The following is a 21694-nucleotide window of genomic DNA, read 5'->3' as shown; positions in this document are numbered from 1 at the left end:
AACTGCCGCCGATGGAATCGCCGGACGGTTCACGCCGCGACAACGACAGACACCGACCATTTCGTGGGGAGACGAGACATGTTGATGAAACACAAGCTGCTGGCCATGGCGATCGCGTCGGCCTGCTTCGGCACGTGCGCCGTGGCCAGCGCCGCCAACGCGCCGGCTTCCGCCGCGCAGCAGCAGGACAGCCAGCAGAACACCAGCAGCGGCCAGACCGCCGACGCGAACTCCAAGGCCGACAAGAGCAGCCGCAAGGAGAAGCAGCAGGCGAAGCAGATGCAGGCCGTGCAGGTGAACGGCTTCATCAGCAGCATCGAGAACTCCACGGCGCTGAAGAAGAACGCCAGCACCATCGTCGAGGCGGTCTCGGCCGAGCAGGTCGGCAAGCTGCCCGGCACCTCCATCGCCGACACGCTGGGCCGCCTGCCCGGCCTCGCGGTGCAGACCTTGAATGGTCGCCCGCAGGTGCTGACGATCCACGGCCTCGGCCCCGACTTCTCCACCGCGCTGATCAACGGCGGCCAGCAGGTGTCCACCTCGAACAACCGCGACGTGCAGTTCGACCAGTACCCGTCGAGCTGGTTCGACAACGTGGTGGTGCACCTCAGCCCCGAGGCCGACCTGATCGGCCAGGGCCTCACCGGAACGGTGGACATGCACACGATCCGCCCGCTGGAGAAGAGCGGCCCCGAGGCGGCGGTGAATGCCAAGTACATCTGGAACGACATGTCCGAGCTGGCGCCAGGCAAGGGCGTCAGCAACAAGGGCCACGACCTCAACGGCGTGTGGGTGAACCAGTTCGCCGACCACACGATCGGCGTGACCCTGGGCGTGGACCTCGAGGACAACCCCTCGCAGATCCAGCACCAGGCGCCGTGGGGCTATCCCAACGACAACAACGGCAACCTCGTGGTGGGCGGCTCGAAGAACTACGGCATCACCGACACCATGAAGCGCAACGGCGTGCTCGCCACCGTGCAGTGGCAGCCGAACGAGTTCTACACCGGCACCATCGACCTCACCTACGACAACTTCAAGGAAGTCCAGCAGGCCAAGGGCATGGAGCTGCCGCTCTGGTGGGGCGGCGCCCCGCTCGCCTCGGCCACGGCATCCAACGGATTCGACACCAGCGGCACCTACACCGGGGTGTCGCCCGTGATCCGCAACGACTACAACAGCACCAGCGCCCGGGTCTACAACTTCAACTGGGACAACAAGTTCACGATCAACGAGAACTGGTCGGTGGACGTCGACGGGAACTACTCGCGCGCCACGCGCCATGACGTGAACCTGGAAAGCTACTCGGGCTTCGGCTTCAACAAGAGCGGCCCCACCGACACCATCGGCTTCAGCGAGCTCGGCAACGGCCTGCTGTACGTCGACCCGTCGCTGGACAACACCCAGGGCGTGGTGCTGACCGACCCGCAGGGCTGGGGTGGCGGCAACGACGTGGTGCAGGCCGGCTTCATCAACGCGCCGCGCACCGTCGACTACCTCGCCAACCTGCGCATCGCGGTGGAACGCAGCTTCGCCAGCGGTCCGTTCTCCAGCGTCGACTTCGGCGTGAGCAACAGCAACCGCAACAAGACCTACCACATCGACCAGGCCTTCCTGACCCTGGGCGGCGGCACCATCAGTGGCGGCAGCGCAGTCACGAGCGCGCCGATCCAGGGCGGCAGCAGCTGCGATCCGCTGTCGTGGATGGGCATCGGCCCGCAGCTCTGCTACAACCCGTTCGCCCTGATCGACAACGGCACCCTGGTCAACGTGCCGACGTTCGGTTCCAACACCGGCATGCCGCCGAACTGGAAGACGCACGAGAACGTCTTCACCCCGTACTTCCAGTTCAACATCGACACCTACCTGGGCGGCATCAGCCTGCGCGGCAACTTCGGCATGCAGATGCAGCACACCGCCCAGCGCGCCACCGGCGAGCGCGTGGCGCCAGGCAGCGCCATCACCGGCAACGCGATCACGCTGATCCCGGTGACCGGCAGCACCAGCTACACCCGCTACCTGCCCAGCGCGAACCTGATCTTCGGCTTCACCGACAACGACGATCTGCGCGTCAGCGCCGCGCGTACGCTGGCCCGCCCGCGCATGGACCAGATGAATGCCAGCCTCGGGGTGAGCGGCAACGTCACGCACCTGTCCAGCACCGACCCGAACCAGGCGTTCTTCAGCGCCTCGGGCGGCAACCCGAAGCTGACACCCATCATGGCCGACAACTTCAACGTCAGCTACGAGCACTATTTCTCGGCGCCGGCCTCGGGCTACCAGTGCAACTCCACCGACCAGAAGAACTCGGACCTGTGCCGCAGCGGCGGCGGTGGCGGCTACTTCTCGGTGTCGGGCTACTTCATCGGGCTGCACGACTACATCAACCCGAGCGCGTCCTTCCTGTACGACTTCAGCGCCTTCCTGCCGTTCACCCTCAGCCCGGCACAGCTGAGCCAGCTGGGCACCCCCTACGGCATCGTCTCCGGACCCACCAACGACGGCCACGGCTACGTGAAGGGCATCCAGGGCACCCTGAACCTGCCGTTCAACCTGATCGCCCAGCCGCTGGACGGCTTCGGCATGATCCTCACCGCCAACCGCAACAAGAGCTCGCTGGTCTACTCCGGCAATGCCACGCCGATCACCGTGCCGGGCCTGTCGAAGTGGGTCGCCAACGGCACGCTGTACTACCAGCACGACGGCTTCGAGGCGCGCATCAGCGACAGCTACCGCTCGGACTTCCTGGGCGAGGTGGCGGGCATCAGCGCCACGCGCATCGAGCAGACGCTGAAGGGCGGCAGCACCTACGACGCCCAGGTGAGCTACACGTTCGACAGCGGCCGCTTCAAGGGCCTGACCCTGATCGCGCAGGGCTCGAACCTGTCGAACAAGCTCTTCACCACGTTCCAGAACAAGGATCCGCGTCAGGTGTTGATGTGGGAACGCTACGGCCGCACCTACTCGCTGGGCGTGTCGTACAAGTTCCAGTGATGTTCTGACAAGCTTGACTCCCCGTATGCCCCGCCGTGCGGATTCCGGCGGGGCATTTTTCTCTCCATCCCCGCCGCGTGCGGCGGGCAGCACAGGAGCCAGCGCATGGGCGACACCGGCGACACGCGCATCCGCCAGCTCGTCATCGTGGGCGGCGGCACCGCCGGCTGGCTGACCGCCGCCCTGCTGGCGCGCGCGCTGGGCTCGCAACTGCAGATCAAGCTGGTGGAATCCGCCGAGATCGGCACCGTCGGCGTGGGCGAGGCGACGATCCCGCAGATCCTGCACATCAACCGCTTCCTCGGCATCGACGAGGACGACATGCTGCGTGCCGTGCACGGCACCTTCAAGCTGGGTGTGCAGCTCAACGACTTCGGCCGGCTGGGCGATTCCTACATCCACGCGTTCGGCGACCTGGGCCTGCCGCTGGGCCTGACGCCGTTCCACCACTACTGGCTGCGCAGCCGCGGCCGGCCCGGCGCGCAGAGCCTGTGGGCACATTCGCTGAATGCGGCCGCTGCCGCCCGGAACCGCTTCGCGCGGATGGACACGGTGCCGAACAGCCCGCTGGGCGGCATCCGCTACGCCTACCATTTCGACGCCTCGCTGTACGGCCAGTACCTGCGCGGGCGCATCCAGCCCGGCGTGGTGGAGCGCATCGAGGGCAAGGTGGTCGACGTGCGCCTGCGCGCCGACGACGGCCACATCGAGTCGCTGCTGCTGGACGGCGGCGCGACGGTCGAGGGCGACTTCTTCATCGACTGCTCCGGCTTCCGCGGTCTGCTGATCGAGGGCGTACTGAGGACCGGCTACGAGAACTGGCAGCACTGGCTGCCCTGCGACCGCGCACTGGCGGTGGGCAGCGCGCCGGGCGGGCCGATGCGCCCGTACACCCAGGCCAGCGCGCGCACCGCGGGCTGGCAGTGGCGCATTCCGCTGCAGCACCGCACCGGCAACGGCCACGTGTACTGCAGCGGCTTCATCAGCGACGACGAGGCCACCGCGCAGCTGCTGGCCAACCTGGAGACCGAGCCGCTGGGCGATCCGCGCCCGCTGCGCTTCGTCACCGGCATGCGAAGGCTGGCGTGGAACCGCAACTGCCTCGCGCTGGGCCTCGCCGCCGGCTTCATGGAGCCGCTGGAATCGACCAGCATCCACCTGGTGCAGTCGGGCGTGAACCGCCTGCTGGCGATGTTCCCCGACCGCCATTGCGACCCGGCACTGGCGGACGAGTACAACCGCCAGACCCGCTTCGAATACGAGCGGGTGCGCGACTTCCTGATCCTGCACTACAAGGCCACCGAACGCACCGACACACCATTCTGGCGGCAGTGTGGTGCGATGGAGATACCACCGGAACTGGCGCGCCGCATCGAGCTGTTCCGCCGCGCCGGCATGATCTTCCGCGAGGCCGACGAGCTGTTCACCGAGACCGGTTGGCTGCAGGTGCTGCTGGGCCAGCGCATCGAGCCGGCGCGCCACCACCCGCTGGCCGACGAGCTGGGCGACCAGCAGCTCGACCAGTTCCTCGCCGACATCCGCACCCTGGTCGGCCGCGCAGCAAGCACGTTGCCGCCGCACCAGGAGTTCGTGGCGCGCCACTGCGGCACGCCCACGCCCGCCGAGGCCTGACCATGGCAGAAAACCCCTTGAAAACCTTGCTACGCCGTCTGCTCCTGCTGTCCGCCACGCTGCTGCTGCCGGCCACGCCGGCACTGGCCGCCGCACCCGCCACCGCCACCGCCACGGCGCAGGCACCCTCCGACACCTACTACGAAATCTTCGTGCGCAGCTGGTACGACACCAACGGCGACGGCATCGGCGATCTCAACGGCGTCACCGCGAAGCTCGATTACCTGAAGTCGCTGGGCGTGGACGGCATCTGGCTGATGCCGATCAACCCCTCGCCCAGCTACCACGGCTACGACATCACCGACTACGAGGCGATCAACCCGCAGTACGGCACCATGGCCGACTTCGAGCGGCTCGTGCGCGAGGCGCACCAGCGCGGCATCAAGGTGGTGCTCGACCTGGTGATCAACCACACCAGCGACCAGTCGCCCTGGTTCAAGGCCGCGCAGGACCCGCACAACCCCTACCACGGCTGGTACAGCTGGGCCACGCCGGCCACCGACCTCAAGCAGATCAGCGCCACCGGCGGCCCGCTCTGGCATGCGGCAGGCGGCGGGCAGGCGGCTTCAAGGCCACATTACCTTGGCGTGTTCACCGCGCAGATGCCCGACCTGAACTACGACAACCCCGCCGTGCGCGCCGAGATGATCAAGGTGGGCCGGTTCTGGCTGGACAAGGGCGTGGACGGCTTCCGCCTCGACGCCGCGCAGCACGTCTACGACGACCGCGAGACCGACGGCGACAACCCGGTCGCGCTGAAGAAGAACCTCGCGTGGTGGCGCGAATTCCACCAGGGCATCGACGCGTCGAACCCGCATGCCTGGGTGGTCGGCGAGGTGGCGCGGCACAACCCCGACAACCTGGTGCCGTGGATGGCCTCGCTGGACGCGGTGTTCAACTTCCCGCTGGCGACGCGGCTGATCGACAGCGCGCAGCAGGAGCGCGACCGCGACCTCGGCGCCACGCTGCAGCGCATGAGCGACGCCTACCGGAAGGCCGCGAACGGCCGCTTCGACGACGCGCCGTTCCTGTCGAACCACGACCAGGAACGCGTGATGAGCCAGCTCGACGGCAATCCAGAGCACATGCGCACCGCCGCCGCGATGCTGCTCACCCTGCCCGGCCATCCCTTCGTCTACTACGGCGAGGAGCTGGGCATGCGCGGCGAGAAGCCCGACCCGCACCTGCGCGAGCCGATGCGCTGGTACCGCGCCGGCAAGGGCGCGGGCGAGACGACGTGGGAAGGCTGGAGCGCGGGCGACGGCAGCGCCGTGTCGGTGCAGACCGAGCAGGCCGATCCGCATTCGCTGCTCAACTGGTACCGCATGCTGATCCAGTGGCGGCGCGACGTCCCTGCGCTGCGCGACGGCGCGCTGCGCGATTGGCGCGACGCCAACCTGCAGGTGGCCGCGTGGGAGCTGCACGACGCGCACGGCGACGTGCTGGTGCTGCACAACCTCTCCGGCCAGCCGCAGACGGTGACACTGCCCGCGCCGCGCTTCCGCAGCCTGCTGAAGCACAGCTTGCCAGGCACCCGCATCGCCGGCGATCGTCTGCTGCTGCCCGCCTACGGCAGCGCGATCCTGCAATAGACGACGCGCCCGCCGCTGCCTGCAGCGGCGGGCCGGACAGGGCGCCACCCGGCGCCCGCACCGCCACCGCCGATCTCCGCCTGCGCGCGGGGGAAAACCAGACCAGCCAACCCGGAACCGCACGATGACGACACCGAAACTGCACGCGTTCGCCCTGGCCGTCCTGCTGGGCCTCGGCCTCGCCCCGCTCGCACTCGCAGCGCCGGACGCCGCCACCGCGCCGGCGCAACGCGCCGGCAGCGACGGCCTGCAACTGCCCCTGGGCAGCGGCACGCTCGCGCTGCAGATGCCGGCGCCCGGCGTGCTGCACGTGCACTACCTGCCGAAAGGCGGCGCCACGCCCGCCAGCCTGGTGATGGACCCGCACGCGGCCAGCGCGACGCGGTTCCAGCCGCAGGTGCAGCGCAGCGGCGATACGGTGACGCTGCGCTCCGACCGTCTCGTCGCCACCTGGCACCGCGCCAGCGGCAAGCTCGACGTGAGCGATGCGCAGGGCCATCCGCTGCTGCGCCAGGCCGACTTCGCCGCGCTGGCGCAGGGCCGCATCGTGCTCGAACACGCGCCCGGCGACGCGCTGTACGGCATCGGCGGCTACAACGCCACCGAGAACGCGGGTGCCGGCCTGCTGCGCAAGGGCAGGCAGGTGGCGAAGGCCGGCGAGCAGGGCCATGCCGGCGCGCCGTTCGTGTGGAGCAGCGCGGGCTACGGCGTGCTGGTGGACTGCGACGGCGCCGACTTCGACCTTGCCGGCGGGCGCATCAGCATCGGCGGGTACGCACGCCCCGACGCCGACTACTACCTCCTCGCCGGCACGCCCGCCGAGCTGTTCGGCGAACTGGCCGACCTCAGCGGCCACGCGCCACTGTTCCCGAAGTGGGCCAACGGTTTCATCAACAGCCAGTGGGGTATCGACGAGAACGAGTTCCGCCGGATCGTCGCCACCTACCGTGCCAAGCACATCCCGCTCGACGCCTTCACCTTCGACTTCGACTGGAAGGACTGGGGCAAGGACTGGGGCGAGTTCAGCTGGAACCCGGTGAAGTTCCCCGACGGCGCCAGCGGCAAGCTGAAGGCCGACATGGACGCGCTCGGCGTGCACATGACCGGCATCATGAAGCCGCGCGTGCACGTGAACACGGTGGAGGGCCGCTACGCCACCGCGCACGACCTGTGGCTGCCCGGCGAGAAGGCCAGCCCGGACTACTTCTCGCACCTGCCGGTGAAGGACATCGACTTCGACAAGCCGGCCGCGCGCGCGTGGTGGTTCAGCCCGCAGCTCGCGCACAGCTTCGATACCGGCATCGTGGGCTGGTGGAACGACGAGGCCGACACCACCCGGAGCAACACGCAGTTCCTCAACATGCAGCGCGCCACGTTCGATGGCCAGCGCGCGCATTCCGGCCAGCGCGTGTGGTCGATCAACCGCGACTTCTGGCTGGGCGCGCAGCGTTACGCCTATGGCCTGTGGTCGGGCGACATCCCCACCGGCTGGGCCAGCATGGCCGGCCAGCGCGCGCGCATGCTCAGCGCGATCGACGTGGGCGAGATGCAGTGGGGCATGGACGGCGGCGGCTTCCACGGCCATCCCTCGGACGAGAACTACGCGCGCTGGATCGAGTTCGGCGCGTTCACGCCGATCTTCCGCGTGCACGGCGAGCTCGACGAGAAGCGCCAGCCGTGGCGCTACGGCCCGGTGGCCGAGGCGGCGGCCACGCGCGCGATCCGCCTGCGCTACGCGCTCATGCCCTACATCTACAGCTACCAGCACCGCGCCAGCACGCAGGGCGTGGGCCTGGTGCAGCCGCTCAGCTTCGCCTGGCCGCACGACGCGACCGCGCGCAACGACGTGGACGCCTGGCTGTTCGGCGACTGGATGCTGGTGTCGCCGGTGGTCGAGCAGGGCCAGACCTCCAAACGCATCTACCTGCCCGCGGGCACCTGGACCGACTGGGCCAGCGGCAAGGTCTACCCGGGCGGCCAGACCATCACCGTGGCGACGGACGCGAAGACCTGGCGCGACATCCCGCTGTTCGTCCGCGCCGGCGCGATCATCCCCACCCAGCCGGTGATGGACCATGTCGGCCAGCATCCGGTTGCCGTCGTCGCGGTGGACGTGTTCCCCGCCGCCACAACCAGCCACTTCGACTACTACGACGACGACGGCGAAACCTACGCCTACCAGCGCGGCGTCTATTACCTGCAGCGCCTCGCCACGCAGCGCAGTGGCGACACCGTGAGCTTCAGCGCCGCGGCGCCGCAAGGCAGCTACCGCCCCGCGCTGAGCCGCTGGCTGGTGCGCGTGCACGGCATCGCGGCCGGCAGCGTCGACGCCGGCGGTGCGACGCTGCGTCGGTACGCGACGCCGGCCGAACTGGCCGCCGCCGACGGCGAAGGCTGGGTCGCCGGCAACGACCGCTACGGTCCGCTCACCGTGCTCAAGCTCGACGCGGGCACGGCACGCGCGCTGACGCTGCACGCCGGCGCCACGCATTGAGGGGGACTGCGCCGCGTGCATGAGCACGCGGCGCACGGGAGCTTCGCGGCCGGACAAGGCCACCATCGCCGCCACGCGAGGAGACGCCGGCCCTGGGCCCCGGCCAGCGTGGCGGCATTCGCCCAGTCCGATCCGGGAGGGGTTTCGATGAAGCATCCGATGAAGCGCGCTCGCCACGGCCTGCGCAGGCTGCCGCTCGCACTGTGCCTGACGCTGGCCTTGCCCGGCGCATCGCTGTGGAGCACCGCCGCACACGCCGCCAGCAACGACAACAACGTGGAATGGGCCGGCCTGTTCCACGACCAGGGCCCGCTGTACGACAGCGCCCCCGAACCCACCGCCAGCACGCCGGTGGCGCTCACCTTCCGCACCTACAAGGGCGACATCACCAGCGCCAACATCAAGTACTACGACAGCGCCGACGGCCAGTTCCACTGGGTGGCGATGCATTGGGTGGCCAACGACGCCACCGGCACCTACGACCTCTGGCAGGGCACCATCCCGGCCAGCTCGTCGGAGAAGTACTATCGCTTCCAGATCAACGACGGCAGCGCGGTCGCCTGGTACAACGCGGCCGGCATCACCGGCAGCGAGCCGTCGTCCGGCGACTTCTTCGTCGTCCCGGGCTTCACGACGCCATCCTGGATAAAGAACGGCGTGATGTACCAGGTCTTTCCCGACCGCTTCTACGACGGCAACACGGCCAACGACGTCACCAACGGCCAGTACACCTACGCCGGCTGCGCCACCGAACAACACGCCTGGGGCACCGGCGTCACCGCCAACGTCAGCGGCTGCAACAGCGAGGTGTTCTTCGGCGGCGACCTCGCCGGCGTCGACCAGAAGCTGGGCTACATCAAGAACACGCTGGGCGCGGACATCATCTACCTGAACCCGATCTTCTCCTCGCCCACCAACCACAAGTACGACACCCAGGACTACTACACGGTCGATCCCGCCTTCGGCAGCAACAGCACGCTGCAGCAGCTGATCGGCGACGTGCACAGCAGCAGCAACGGGCCGCGCGGCTACCTCGTCCTCGACGGCGTGTTCAACCACAGCGGCGACAGCAGCTGCTGGTTCGGCAAGGCAAGCTACGGCTCGATCTCCTGCCCGCAGCAGGGCGCCTACCAGTCGCAGTCCAGCCCGTACTACAGCTACTACACGTTCCAGAGCTGGCCCGGCAGCTACTCCACGTTCTTCGGCATCCCCAGCATGCCCAAGCTGGACTACGGCGCCAGCGGCTCGGCCACGCGCAACCAGATCTACGGCAACTCCGGCTCGGTGGTGCAGACCTGGCTGGCGCCGCCCTACGGCATCGACGGCTGGCGCCTGGACGCGGCGCAATACCTCGATGCCGGCGGCAACAACGGCAGCGACGCCACCAACCACCAGATCATGCGGGAAATGCGCACGGCGGTGAAATCGGCGAACTCGAACGCCACGATCATCGGCGAGTACTGGGGCGACGCCTCGTCCTGGCTCGACGACGGTGCCGAGTGGGACGGCGCGATGAACTACAACGGCTTCACCCAGCCGGTGTCGGAGTGGATCTGCGGCGTGGACGAAAGCGGCAACAGCGCCTCGCTCACGCCCAGCCAGCTCGACAGCTGGCTGCACGGCACGCGCGCCGACCTGCCCGTCGACGTGCAGCAGACCATGACCAACTTCCTGGGCAGCCACGACACCTCGCGCTTCGCCACGCGCTGCGGCGGCGACATCTGGAAAACCTACCTGGGCCTGATCTTCCAGATGACCTACGTCGGTACGCCCACCATCTACTACGGCGACGAGTACGGCATGCAGGGCGGTGCCGACCCGGACAATCGCCGCACCTTCGACTGGAGCCAGGCCACCACCGGCAACGCCGCGGTGGCGCTGACCCAGCAGCTGATCCGCATCCGCAACCAGTACCCCGCGCTGCGCACCGGCTCGTTCATGACCCTGCTCACCGACGATACGCACGACATCTACGCGTTCGGCCGCATGGACAAGACCAACCGCATCGCGGTGGCCCTGAACGGCACCAGCAACACCGAGACGGTGACGGTGCCGGTGTACGAGCTCAGCATGACCAACGGCAGCCAGGTCACCGACCTGATCACCGGCAACAAGTACACGGTCAGCGGCGGCAACGTCACGGTAAACGTGGAGGGCCATTACGGCGTGATCCTGGCGCAATGAGCCGCCCCCTTCCTTCCCGCGGCGGAAGGGTTTCCGACACAAGCACGGCTATATCTGCGTACACTGGCCCCGGACCTGGCCGCAGGCACGTGCCTGCGGCCGTCCGGCCACGGGGGGCCGCTGATACGCAGACGACGGGCCAGCGCATGAGGCCGCGGCCCGTCGGCCGGATCGAGGGAAGACCGACATGAGCAAGACCGTCACGCACGCCATCGCGCGCCACGCCCGGCGGAGGACCGCCGCATGAGCATCTTCGGCAACCTGATGCTGGCGCTGACCGCCGCCGCGCATGGCCCGCTGTGGCACGACAGCCTGCACTGGCGCGGCCAGGGCGCCAGCGTGCAGGTCCAGCCCGGCGGCGGCTTCCTGCTGCGGGCCGCGCACGGCAAGCGCACGATCCCCGCGCCGCGGTATGCGGCGCAGACCGCCAGCCCGCTGTTCGACGGCCTCTACGCGATGGCGCAGGACGACCTGCGGCAGGACTCCGTGGACGCGATCCGCGACGGCGCCTACGACCACAACCAGCCGATTCCCTGCCACTGCTTCGCCACCGGGGAGAAGTGGCCGTACGTGTGGACGCGCGACCTGTCGTTCTCGATCGACCTCGGCCTGTGGCGCTACGACGCCGCTCGCTCGCGCAACGGCCTGCTGTTCAAGCTTTCCGATACCCGCGTGCCCGGCGAGCCGAAGGGACCCTTCGCGATGCAGGACACCGGCTCGGGCGGCAGCTGGCCGGTGAGCACCGACCGCGTGGCGTGGTTCCTCGGCGCGCGCCACCTGCTCGATGACGCCGCGTTCGCCGGCGACACCTGGCAGGCGCTCGCCAACACGCTGGCGCAGGATCGTGAGTACGCGTTCGACGCGCGCATGGGCCTGTATCGCGGCGAGACCTCCTTCCTCGACTGGCGCGAGCAGACCTATCCCGCGTGGACGCAGAACGACGTGGTGCCGATCGCGCAGTCGTTCTCGCTGTCCACCAACGTGCTGCACTACCAGGCATTGCTGCTCGCCGCGCGCCTGGCGGGCGAACGCCACGACGCGCGTGCGGCGGACTACCAGGCGCAAGCCGACGCGCTGAAGGCGGCGATCAACGCGCACTTCTGGCGCGACGACCGCGGCATGTACATGAGCTACATCGGCGGCGACGGCGCGCCGTACGACACCTACGACCTGCTCGGCATCGCGTTCGCCATCGACAGCGGCGTGGCCGACGGCGACCGTGCCCGCCAGGCGCTGGCGAACTACCCGGTGTGGCCGGCCGGCAGCCCGGTGGTCTGGCCCGAGCGCGCCGACCAGCCGATCTACCACAACCGCGCGATCTGGCCGTTCGTGAGCGCCTACGCGTTGCGCGCCGCGCGCAAGCTCGACGACCCCGCGCACATCGCGTTCGAGATCGCCTCGATCATGCGTGGCGCCGCGCTGGCCGGCTCCAACATGGAGAACTACGAACTCACCACCGAGGCCACCCACGTCGACGACGGCAAGCTCAGCGGTCCGGTGGTGGATTCGCCGCGCCAGCTGTGGTCGGTGGCCGGCTACCTGGCAATGGTGGGCGAGGGTGTGTTCGGGCTCGAATCCGACGGCCGCATCGAGCCGAAGCTGCCGGTTGCGCTGGTGCCGATGCTGTTCGGCGACAAGGACACGATCAGCCTGCAGTTGCCGGGCGGCCGCATCACGCTGCAACGCCCGCAGAAGCTCGCCGGCAACCTGCTGGTGGCCGACCGCGTCGAGCGGCACGGCGACGACAGCGTGGTCTGGCTGAAGGCGGTCAAGGTGGCCGAACTCCCGCTGCGCGGCAAGGTGCCGCCGTTCGCGCCGCCCGCCCCGGCCGCACCGGAGGTGACGCGCGACGGCGCGAACTGGCAGGTGCACGCCGCCGCACCCGGCGTGCTCTACCTCAACGGACGACGCGTGGGCACGATAGCCGGTACGCTCGCGGTGCCCGCCGCGGAGGCACTGCAGTGCTTCAGCGTCACGCAGACCGGCGCCGACCACCTCGAATCGCTGCAGAGTCCGTCGCGGTGCGAAGGCCCGTTCGCGAGCGTCGACGGCCACTGGCCGCGCACATGGATCGCGCCCGCCGCCGGCCGCTACCAGGTGGCGCTGCGCTACCGCAACGACCACGGCCCGATCAACACCGGCATCACCGCCGCGGTGAAGCAACTCGTGATCCGCTGCGAGGGCAGCCCGGTGCAGACCGTGCCGATGGTGATGCCGCACAGCATCGGCGAGCAGCTGTCCACCACCGCGCAATTCAGCGCCAACGCGGGCGCGCATTGCCGCTTCGCACTCGAACGGGGCTTCAACATGAGCTACCTCGCGCACAACGCGCACTACACCGGCGGCGCGGGCGGCAGCGGCGGCCCGCTGAACGACGCCGACGTGGGCGCGCTGCGCATCGTGCCGCTGCCGGCCGCGGGGAGCGCTCCATGACGCGCAAGCCCGAGCTGTCCTTCTGGCAGATCTGGAACATGTGCTTCGGCTTCCTCGGCATCCAGTTCGGCTTCGCGCTGCAGAACGCCAACGTCAGCCGCATCTTCCAGACGCTGGGCGCGAACGTGGACCAGATCCCGGTGCTGTTTGTCGCCGCACCGCTCACCGGCCTGATCGTGCAGCCGCTGATCGGTTACTGCTCCGACCGCACCTGGGGCCGCTTCGGCCGCCGCCGGCCATACTTCTTCGCCGGCGCCGTGCTGGCCACGCTGACCCTGCTGGCGATGCCGAACTCGCCCGCGCTGTGGGTAGCGGCCGGCCTGCTGTGGATCATGGATGCCTCGTTCAACGTGTCGATGGAACCGTTCCGCGCCTTCGTGGGCGACCAGTTGCCGCCGAAGCAGCGGCCGCTGGGCTACGCGATGCAGAGCGTGTTCATCGGCGTCGGCGCGGTGGTCGCGTCGTTCCTGCCCTACGTGCTCACCCGCTTCGGCGTGGCCAACACCGCGCCGGCCGGCGAGGTGCCGCACTCGGTGATGTATTCCTTCTACGCAGGCGCGGTGGTGCTGCTCGGCGCGATGCTGTGGACCATCCTCAGCACGCGCGAATATCCGCCGGAGCAGCTGGAGTCCTTCGCCGACAGCCACGTGGCGGAGGAACCGGCGACCGTGGCGGACGCGTGGAAGCCCGGCGCGCTGTTCCTGCTGCTGGGCGTCGCGCTGCTGGTGCTGATCCGGCACTACGCGCTGCGCGAGGAGCTCTACCTGCTGGCCGGCGGCCTCGCCGGCGCCGGCGCGCTGTTCGTGTGGCTGGCGCGCACGCGCCGCCGGGGCGCGCTGCGCCAGATCATGGGCGACCTGTACGGCATGCCGCGCGCGATGCGCCGGCTGAACTGGGTGCAGTTCTTCTCGTGGTTCGCGATGTTCGCGATGTGGATCAACACCACTCCCGCCGTCGCCAGCCATTTCTACGGCAGCAGCGACACCACCTCCGCCGCCTACAACGAAGGCGCGAACTGGGCCGGCGTGCTGATGGGCACCTACAACGGCGTGGGCGTGCTGGCGGCGATCGCGATCCCGCTGCTGGTGCGCGCCTGCGGCCTGCGCTGGAGTCACCTGGTCAATCTGTGGCTGGGCGGGCTGGGCCTGCTGTCGTTCCTGTTCATCCGCGACCCACACTGGCTGATCGCCTCGATGGTCGGCGTGGGTTTCGCCTGGGCCTCGATCCTCACGCTGCCCTACGCGATGCTGTCGGACAACCTGCCTGCGGCGAAGATGGGCATCTACATGGGCATCTTCAATTTCTTCGTGGTGATTCCGCAGCTGATGGCGGCCAGCGTGCTGGGCGTGCTGTTGAAGCTGTTCTTCGGCGACCAGCCGATCTGGGCGCTGGGGCTGGGCGGCGCCAGCCTGCTGGTGGCGGGACTGTGCACGCTGCGCGTGCAGGAGCCGTGCGAGACGCCCGCCGGCGCGGGCGAGGCGGCCTGACGCCGCGCCGGCCGACCACCCGCGCCAGCCAACACGGCGCTCACGCCGAGGAGGCGCCGCGCGCCGCGACGAAGGACCTCACCGCCTCGATGGCCGGCACCGCCGCGCCCAGGCCGTTGCCCTGCAGCTCGTCGCAACCCAGGCCGGCGAGGAAGGCGGCCTGCGCCGGAGTCTCCACGCCCTCTGCCGCCACCAGCATGTGCAACTGGTGGGCCAGCTCGATGATGATCTGCGCGATGGCGCCGTCGCTGACGTTGTCCGGCAATTCGCGCACGAAACTCTGATCGATCTTCAGCTTGTCGATCGGGAACTGCTTCAGGTAGGCGAGGCTGGAATAGCCCGTGCCGAAATCGTCCAGCGCCAGGTGCACGCCCAGCGTCTTCAGGCCGGTCAGCGTGGAACGGACGCGCGACACGTTCTCCATCAGCGCGCTCTCGGTCATCTCGATCTCCAGCATCGCCGGCGGCACCCCGTGGCGCTGCAACGCGGCGGTCACCTGCTCGACCAGGCGCGGGTGCTGCAGTTGCTGTGCCGAGGCGTTCACTGCCAGCGTGAACCCGCGGTGGCCGCGATCCAGCCACTCGCGCAGCTGCCGCGCCGCCTGCGCGAATACCCAGCCGCCGATCTCTGGCATCAGGCCCAGCGCCTCGGCCACCGGGATGAAGCGGGCCGGCATCACCCGTCCCAGCTCGCCGCAGTTCCAGCGCAGCAGCGCCTCGAACCCGGTCAGCGCGTGGTCGAGCGCGCTGTACTGCGGCTGGTAGTACAGCTCCAGCTCGTCGCGGCGCACGGCGTCGCGCAGGCGGCTGCCCAGCAGCACGCGCTCCTCCAGCGCACGCTTCTCCGCCGCGCTGAACTCGCCGACGCGGTCGCGGCCGTCGCGCTTGGCCTGCAGCATCGCCGCCACGCCGCTGCGCAGCAGCGTCGCCGGCGTGTCGCCGTGTTCGGGCGAGTGGCTGATGCCCACGCTGGCGGTGAGCAGCAGGCGGTAATCCTGTCCCTCGATCGGTCGCGCCACCACGCTGCGCAGGCGTTCGGCCAGCTCCAGCGCCGCCTGCCGGCCGAGGCCGCCGGCCGCCATCGCGAAGCGGTCGCCGGAGATGCGGGCGATCTGCCACTGCACGCCCAGCGCCGCGCGCAGCCGACCGGCCACGCGCCGCAGCACGTCGTCGCCGATCAGGTGCCCCACCGACTCGTTGACCACCTGGAAACGGTCCAGGCCCACCACCAGCAGCCACACCGGCGCGCCGCCGTCCCGCAGCAGTTCGGCGAGCGCCTGTTCCAGTTGCTGGCGGCGCGGCAGATCGGTGATCGCGTCGTGGCTGGCCGCGTGCTGCAGCTTCTGCTCGGCAATGCGACGCGCGGTGATGTCGTGCGCCACGGCGTAGAGCAAGCCATCGGGCGTGGCGAACGCGGTCCATTCCAGCAGGGATTCGCTGCCGTCCCTGGCCACGCAGCGGGTGATCGACTCGCGCGCCGACGCGCCGAAGCCAGTGGGCCCCAGGATCGAACTGGCCGACTCCTTGCCGGGCAGCGGCAGCAGGAATTCGCGGTAGTTGCGCTCGCGCAGCTCGTCGGCGCTGCATCCGGTGAGGTGCTGCAGGAAGGCGTTGAACTGCACCAGCCGCCCGCGGCGCGGGTCGAGGATGCAGAACACCTCCTGCGCCATCTCGAAGAAGCGGTTGCGTTCGCGCAGTCGGCCCAGCAGGCGTTCGCTCTCGATCGCGATGCTGGCAACCGGCAGCATGCGGTCGATGTCGGCCAGCTCGGCCGGCCGCGGCTCGCGCGGCTCGCGGTAATACACCGCAAAGGTGCCCAGCACTTCGCCGTGGCTGCCGAGTACCGGCGTCGACCAGCAGGCGCGCAACCCGTGTGCCAGCGCCAGCTCGCGATAGTCCGCCCAGTACGGGTGGCTGGCGATGTCGCCCACCACCACCCGCTCGATGCGCCACGCCGCCGTGCCGCAGGAACCGTGGCCTTCGCCGATCTCCATGCCATGGATGGCGCGGCTGTAGGTTTCCGGCAGGCTGGGCGCGGCGCCGTGCAGCACGTGGCGGCCGTCGGCGTCGAGCAGCAGCAGCGAACACAGCGCGCCGGGGTTCTGCTCCTCGTGCAGTCGGGCGATGCGCGCCAGGCTCTCGGCCAGCGGCCGCTGCGCGGCGATGCCGCAGAGGATCTCATGCACGCCGGCGGCCATCCGCTCCTCGCGCTTGCGCTCGGTGACGTCCTGGCAGATGCCCTGCATGCGCACAGCGCGGCCTTCCGCATCGGTTTCCACCATGCCCCGGCTGTACAGCGCGCGCTCGTCGCCATCGGGGCGGCGGATGCGCTCCTCGAACTCGAACGTGCCGCCCTCGCGCAGCGCCCGTTCGATGGTGTCGCGCACGCGCGCGCGGTCATCCGGGTGCACGCGCTCCAGGTAGGCCTCGAAGGTGGCCGTGTGCCGCGCCGGGTCCACGCCGTAGATACGGTACAGCTCGTCCGACCAGGCGACCCGGTTGGCCGCGACTTCCCAGCTCCAGCTGCCCACCCGGGCCAGCCGCTGGGCCTGCTCCATCAGGCGCTGCTGCGCGCGCAGGCGCTCCTCCCCACGCCTGCGCTCGTCGATGTCCTGGAATGAGATCGTGAGACCGTCGGGCGCGGGATGCACGCGGCTCTCGAACCAGCGGCCCAGCGGCTGGAGCCGGATCTCGACCGTGCGCGGCCGCTGCGCGGCCATCGCCCGCTCGCAGGCCTCGCGGAGCGGACGGCTGGCGTCTTCCGGCAATTCCGTCCAGATGTGCCTGCCGAGCAGTTCCCCGGCACGGCGCCCGAGGAAGGCGCAGGCCGCCGCGTTGGCGTAGGTGCAGCGCCAGTCCGCGCCCAGTGCCACGTACGCCTCGGCGATGCGCTCGAAGGCGCGTTCGGCCGCCGATTGGGACTGGCTACGCTCCATGGGACACGCCGACTCGTCGCGTGGCTGCGCTGGTGGCAGGTTATGCCAGCGCCAGGAGCACGGCAACGTGAAGCGCTAGCGGCGCTGGCTCGACCGCCGCACCTTCAGCTCCGCCGGCAGCATCGCGCTCTCGGCGCCCTCGCGGCGGATCAGCCGCAGCAGCTGTTCGACCAGCACCTCGCCGGCCTTGCCGGTGTCCTGGCGCACCGTGGTGAGCGCGGGGTTGACGAAGCTGGCCATCGGGATGTCGTCAAAGCCGACCAGTGCCACCTGGTCAGGCACCGCGATGCCGCGCTCGGCCAGCGCGCGCAGGGCGCCAATGGCGATCAGATCGCTGGCGGCGAAGATGCCGTCGAACGCGATGCCGCGCTCCAGCAGCCATTCCGCCGCCTCGTAGCCGGCGCGCTCGGTCGTTTCGGCGTCGGCCTGCAGCGCCCCGTCCACCGCCAGGCCCGCCTCGCGCAGCGCCACCGCGTAGCCGCGGTAGCGCTCGTGGAATTCCGGGTAGTGCGGCGTGGCGTCGCCGAGGAAGGCGATGCGCCGGCAGCCTTGTTCAAGCAGGTGCCTGGTGGCGAGCCGGCCGCCCTCGTGGTTGTCGCAGCCGATCGACACGCCGGGCTGGCCGGGCAGCACTGCGCCCCAGCGCACGAAGCGCGTGCCCTGCGCCACCAGCTTCTCCAGCTTGTCGCGGTGCGACTGGTAGTCGCCGTAGCCAAGCAGGATCAGGCCGTCGGCCTTCTGGCAGCCGGCGAAGTCGGCGTGCCAGTCGCGCGAGAACTGCTGGAACGAGATCAGCAGGTCGTAGCCCTGCTGCGCGCTGGCGCGGGTGATCGAACCCAGCATCGACAGGAAGAACGGGTTGATGTGCGAGTCGTCGGCGGTGGGGTCCTCGAACAGCAGCAGCGCCAGCGTGCCGGTGTGCTGGCGGCGCAGGTTGGAGGCGTTCTTGTCCACCTTGTAGTTGAGCTGGTCGGCGGCGGACTGGATGCGCCGCCGGGTCTCCTCGCTGACCAGCGGGCTGCCGCGCAGCGCGCGCGACACCGTGGACTGCGAGACCCCGGCAAGATGGGCGATGTCGAACGATGTGGCCTTTCCCTTCATCCGCGACCCGATGCGTGGCGCGGGCGGCGACTCGCCGCCCAGCACCCCATCCTACCGTGTCGCGACGCGCAAGACCTTACGCGCGCATTTCCTCCAGCTCCATCCCGCGCGTCTCGCGCACCGCGCCCAGCACGAACAGGAACGACAGCAGCGCGAACGCCGCGTACAGGCCGTAGGCGAACGGCAGGCCCAGCTCGGCCAGCGCAGGGAAGCTGCTGGTGATCGCGAAGTTGGCCAGCCATTGCGCCGCCGCCGCCACCGCCAGCGCGATCGCGCGGATGCCGTTCGGGAACATCTCGCCCAGCAACACCCACACCACCGGACCCCAGCTCACCCCGAAGAACACCACATAGGCGTTCGCCGCCACCAGCGCCAGCATGCCCGTGCCGTGCGGCAAGGCAAGCGTGGCGCCGCTGCCGGTGGCCTGCGAGAAGCACCACGCCATCAGCGCCAGCGTCACCGTCATGCCCGCCGAGCCGATCACCAGCAGCGGCTTGCGGCCGATCCGGTCCACCAGGGCGATCGCCACCAGGGTCACCAGCACGTTCACCACCGAGGTGGCCACGGTGATGCTGAAGGAGTCCGCCTCGCTGAAGCCCACCGAATGCCAGAGGGTCGACGAGTAGTAGAAGATCACGTTGATGCCCACGAACTGCTGGAACACCGACAGCGCGATGCCGATCCACACCACCGGCAGCAGGCCCGCGCACTTGCCGCGCAGGTCGGCGAGGCGGGGGCGGTATTCCATGCGCAGGCTGTGCCCGATGTCGTGGAGCTTGCCGTCCAGCGCGGCCTCGTCGGCCAGGCCGAGCACCTCGCGCAACACCACCTTCGCCTCGGCGAGCCGGCCGCGCGCCACCAGGTAGCGCGGCGACTCCGGCACGCCCAGCACCACCGTGCCGTAGACCAGCGCCGGCACCACCGCGGCAAGGAACATCCAGCGCCAGGCTTCCAGTCCCAGCCACAAGGTTTTCTCCGCGCCGCCCGCGGTGCCGGCCAGCCAGGCATCGCTGAGCAGCGCCGCGAAGATGCCCAGCACGATCGCCAGCTGCTGCATCGAACCCAGCCGGCCGCGGATCGCCGCCGGCGACACCTCGGCGATGTAGGCGGGCGCGATCACCGAAGCCACGCCCACGCCGGTGCCGCCGATCAGGCGCCACAGCACCAGGTCCCATACGCCATGCACCAGGCCCGAGCCCAGCGCACTCACCGCCAGCAGCGCCGCCGCCACCTGCATGGTGCGCACGCGGCCCCAGCGGTCCGCCAGCGGGCCCGCGTACCAGGCGCCCAGCGCCGAACCCAGCAGCGCGCAGGACACCGCGAAACCGATCTGCCCCGCACCCAGGCCGAAGCCCGCGCGCACCGCGTCCACGGCGCCGTTGATCACCGCCGTGTCCATGCCGAACAGGAACCCGCCCAGCGCCGCGGCCGCCGCGATCAACACCACCCGCGCCGTCGCGCGCTGCCCGCCCATCCCTTCCACGCTGCCCACTGCGCTCATCGCGTTCTCCCCTCGGCGTGCCCGCCTGCAAGCCTCCGATTCTTGCCGCCCCGCCGTCGCGCCGTCCCCTTGAATACGTATGCAGGCCGCCGCCGCGCAGCGACCGCCCGGGCAGTGGTGTCGGCGCCGGCCAACGGCATTCAGCGCGTCCGCGCAGATGCGGCTGGCGCGGCAGCGAACGTGCCTGCGGCGCCACGAGGTACCGCCCTGCCGGCAAGCCACAAACGCAAACGGCCGGACGAACCGGCCGCCTGCTCCGCGCGCCGGCGCCATGCGCGGCGCCGCGGGCTTGCTCAGAACGTGTATTTCAGCGTGGCACCCGCGCCGTAGTCCGGGCTGCCGTCGGCGAAGCCACCCATCACGTAGGCCTGCAGCCGCCAGCTGTCGCCCAGCTTGTGGTTCCAGTAGCCGGAGAGCTCGCTCTGCGGCGCACCGCCCTCGGCGATGCGCTCGCGGTAGTAGTAGTACGCGCCGATGCTGTCGCTGGCGCTCAGCTTGTACTGGGCGCCGACGTTCGCGTTGAAGCCGTTCTTGAGCTTGATGTACTGCGAGCTGCCGTACTTCATCCAGCCCACGCCGCCGAACACGGTGGTGTTGCCGATCACCTTGTAGGTGTCCAGCGAGAGGCCGTAGTCGTTCTTGCCGGTGCCCAGGCCCTTGTTCTCGTCGGCGGTGCCGAACTTCACCTTGCCGGTGAGGTCGACGCCGAAAGTCTGGTCGCTGCTGGTGAACACCTGGTAGCCAGCCGAGGCCACCACGTCGCCCAGGCCCGAGGCCGAGCCGCTGGTGGTCGTGGTGCCGGTACCCGTGCCGCCGGGGCTCACGATGCCGCCCACCAGATGACCCAGGCCGCGACCGTGCGGGTTGCCGTTGTTGGTCTTGCCCACGCCGGGGATCACGTTGCCGGGGCCGCTGACGTTGATGTACGGCACGACCAGCTTGAAGGTCCAGTTGCTGGACTGGTACTCGGCGGTGAACGGCACCGACCAGATGTCGGTGGTGCTGGTGGTGCCGTACTTGCCGCTGCTGTAGTCGGCGCCGGCGGAGAGGCTGAACTGGCCGTTGTCGGTGGCGGCGGCGTGGGCCGCCGGCGCGCCGATCAGCAACAGGCCGCCGACCGCCATCCAATAGTGTTGGTTACGCATGAAAGGTCTTCCTTAAGAGGGGACACAACGAAGCGGATCCGGCGCCAGGCGCCGGCTCCGCGGGGACCGGGGGCGGCCGGGTGGATCAGCCGCCCCGGCGGCCGCCGGGGGGCGGGTGGTCCGGGCTATGCGGGCGCTCCCGCCCGGTTGGGGTGCCGGCGGCGTCCGGCCAGCCCCCCACCAACGGCGTGCCCCC

The 21694-nt window shown here is 69.8% G+C and carries 11 protein-coding genes; 7 read left to right on the top strand and 4 right to left on the bottom strand.

Going from position 1 to position 21694, the window contains the following annotated elements:
• Positions 1 to 78 precede the first annotated feature (78 nt).
• From ACQGNW_RS00210 to ACQGNW_RS00180, 7 genes are all read left to right on the top strand, one after another.
• On the top strand, positions 79 to 2994 hold the full coding sequence (locus ACQGNW_RS00210) for a TonB-dependent receptor (protein WP_426661048.1): 2916 nt from the start codon (positions 79 to 81) through the stop codon (positions 2992 to 2994).
• A gap of 105 nt (positions 2995 to 3099) precedes the next feature.
• Positions 3100 to 4626 (top strand): tryptophan halogenase family protein, encoded by a 1527-nt coding sequence (locus tag ACQGNW_RS00205; RefSeq protein WP_426661047.1) that lies wholly within the window; start codon positions 3100 to 3102, stop codon positions 4624 to 4626.
• A 17-nt stretch (positions 4627 to 4643) separates the two neighbouring features.
• On the top strand, positions 4644 to 6218 hold the full coding sequence (locus ACQGNW_RS00200) for an alpha-amylase family glycosyl hydrolase (RefSeq protein WP_426661046.1): 1575 nt from the start codon (positions 4644 to 4646) through the stop codon (positions 6216 to 6218).
• A gap of 124 nt (positions 6219 to 6342) precedes the next feature.
• Positions 6343 to 8712, top strand: coding sequence for a glycoside hydrolase family 31 protein (locus ACQGNW_RS00195; protein ID WP_426661045.1), 2370 nt, complete (start codon positions 6343 to 6345; stop codon positions 8710 to 8712).
• A gap of 159 nt (positions 8713 to 8871) precedes the next feature.
• Entirely contained in the window at positions 8872 to 10896 is a 2025-nt protein-coding gene (locus ACQGNW_RS00190; RefSeq protein WP_426661044.1) for a glycoside hydrolase family 13 protein, read from the top strand.
• A 243-nt stretch (positions 10897 to 11139) separates the two neighbouring features.
• Complete coding sequence (locus ACQGNW_RS00185) at positions 11140 to 13329, top strand: alpha-L-rhamnosidase-related protein (protein ID WP_426661043.1); 2190 nt, start codon at positions 11140 to 11142, stop codon at positions 13327 to 13329.
• Positions 13326 to 14816, top strand: coding sequence for an MFS transporter (locus ACQGNW_RS00180; RefSeq protein ID WP_426661042.1), 1491 nt, complete (start codon positions 13326 to 13328; stop codon positions 14814 to 14816). The genes ACQGNW_RS00185 and ACQGNW_RS00180 overlap by 4 nt, the downstream gene beginning before the upstream one ends.
• Positions 14817 to 14856: 40 nt before the next feature.
• Here the strand turns inward: ACQGNW_RS00180 and ACQGNW_RS00175 are convergent, their stop codons facing one another.
• The 4 genes from ACQGNW_RS00175 to ACQGNW_RS00160 all read right to left on the bottom strand — a co-directional run bounded on the left by ACQGNW_RS00175 (position 14857) and on the right by ACQGNW_RS00160 (position 21498).
• Positions 14857 to 17751: an EAL domain-containing protein gene (locus ACQGNW_RS00175; protein ID WP_426661041.1), complete on the bottom strand. Its 2895-nt coding sequence runs from the start codon at positions 17749 to 17751 to the stop codon at positions 14857 to 14859.
• Positions 17752 to 17826: 75 nt separating this feature from the next.
• On the bottom strand, positions 17827 to 18852 hold the full coding sequence (locus ACQGNW_RS00170) for a LacI family DNA-binding transcriptional regulator (RefSeq protein ID WP_426661040.1): 1026 nt from the start codon (positions 18850 to 18852) through the stop codon (positions 17827 to 17829).
• A gap of 76 nt (positions 18853 to 18928) precedes the next feature.
• The gene (locus tag ACQGNW_RS00165) at positions 18929 to 20353 is read right to left on the bottom strand and encodes a sugar porter family MFS transporter (protein WP_426661039.1); all 1425 of its coding nucleotides are present in this window, start codon (positions 20351 to 20353) and stop codon (positions 18929 to 18931) included.
• A 293-nt stretch (positions 20354 to 20646) separates the two neighbouring features.
• Positions 20647 to 21498, bottom strand: coding sequence for a transporter (locus ACQGNW_RS00160; RefSeq protein ID WP_426661038.1), 852 nt, complete (start codon positions 21496 to 21498; stop codon positions 20647 to 20649).
• Positions 21499 to 21694: the final 196 nt, after the last annotated feature.

This window comes from Rhodanobacter aciditrophus (genome assembly GCF_050026795.1).
Classification (GTDB): Bacteria; Pseudomonadota; Gammaproteobacteria; order Xanthomonadales; family Rhodanobacteraceae; genus Rhodanobacter_A.
This window is presented reverse-complemented; position numbering and strand designations above follow the sequence as displayed.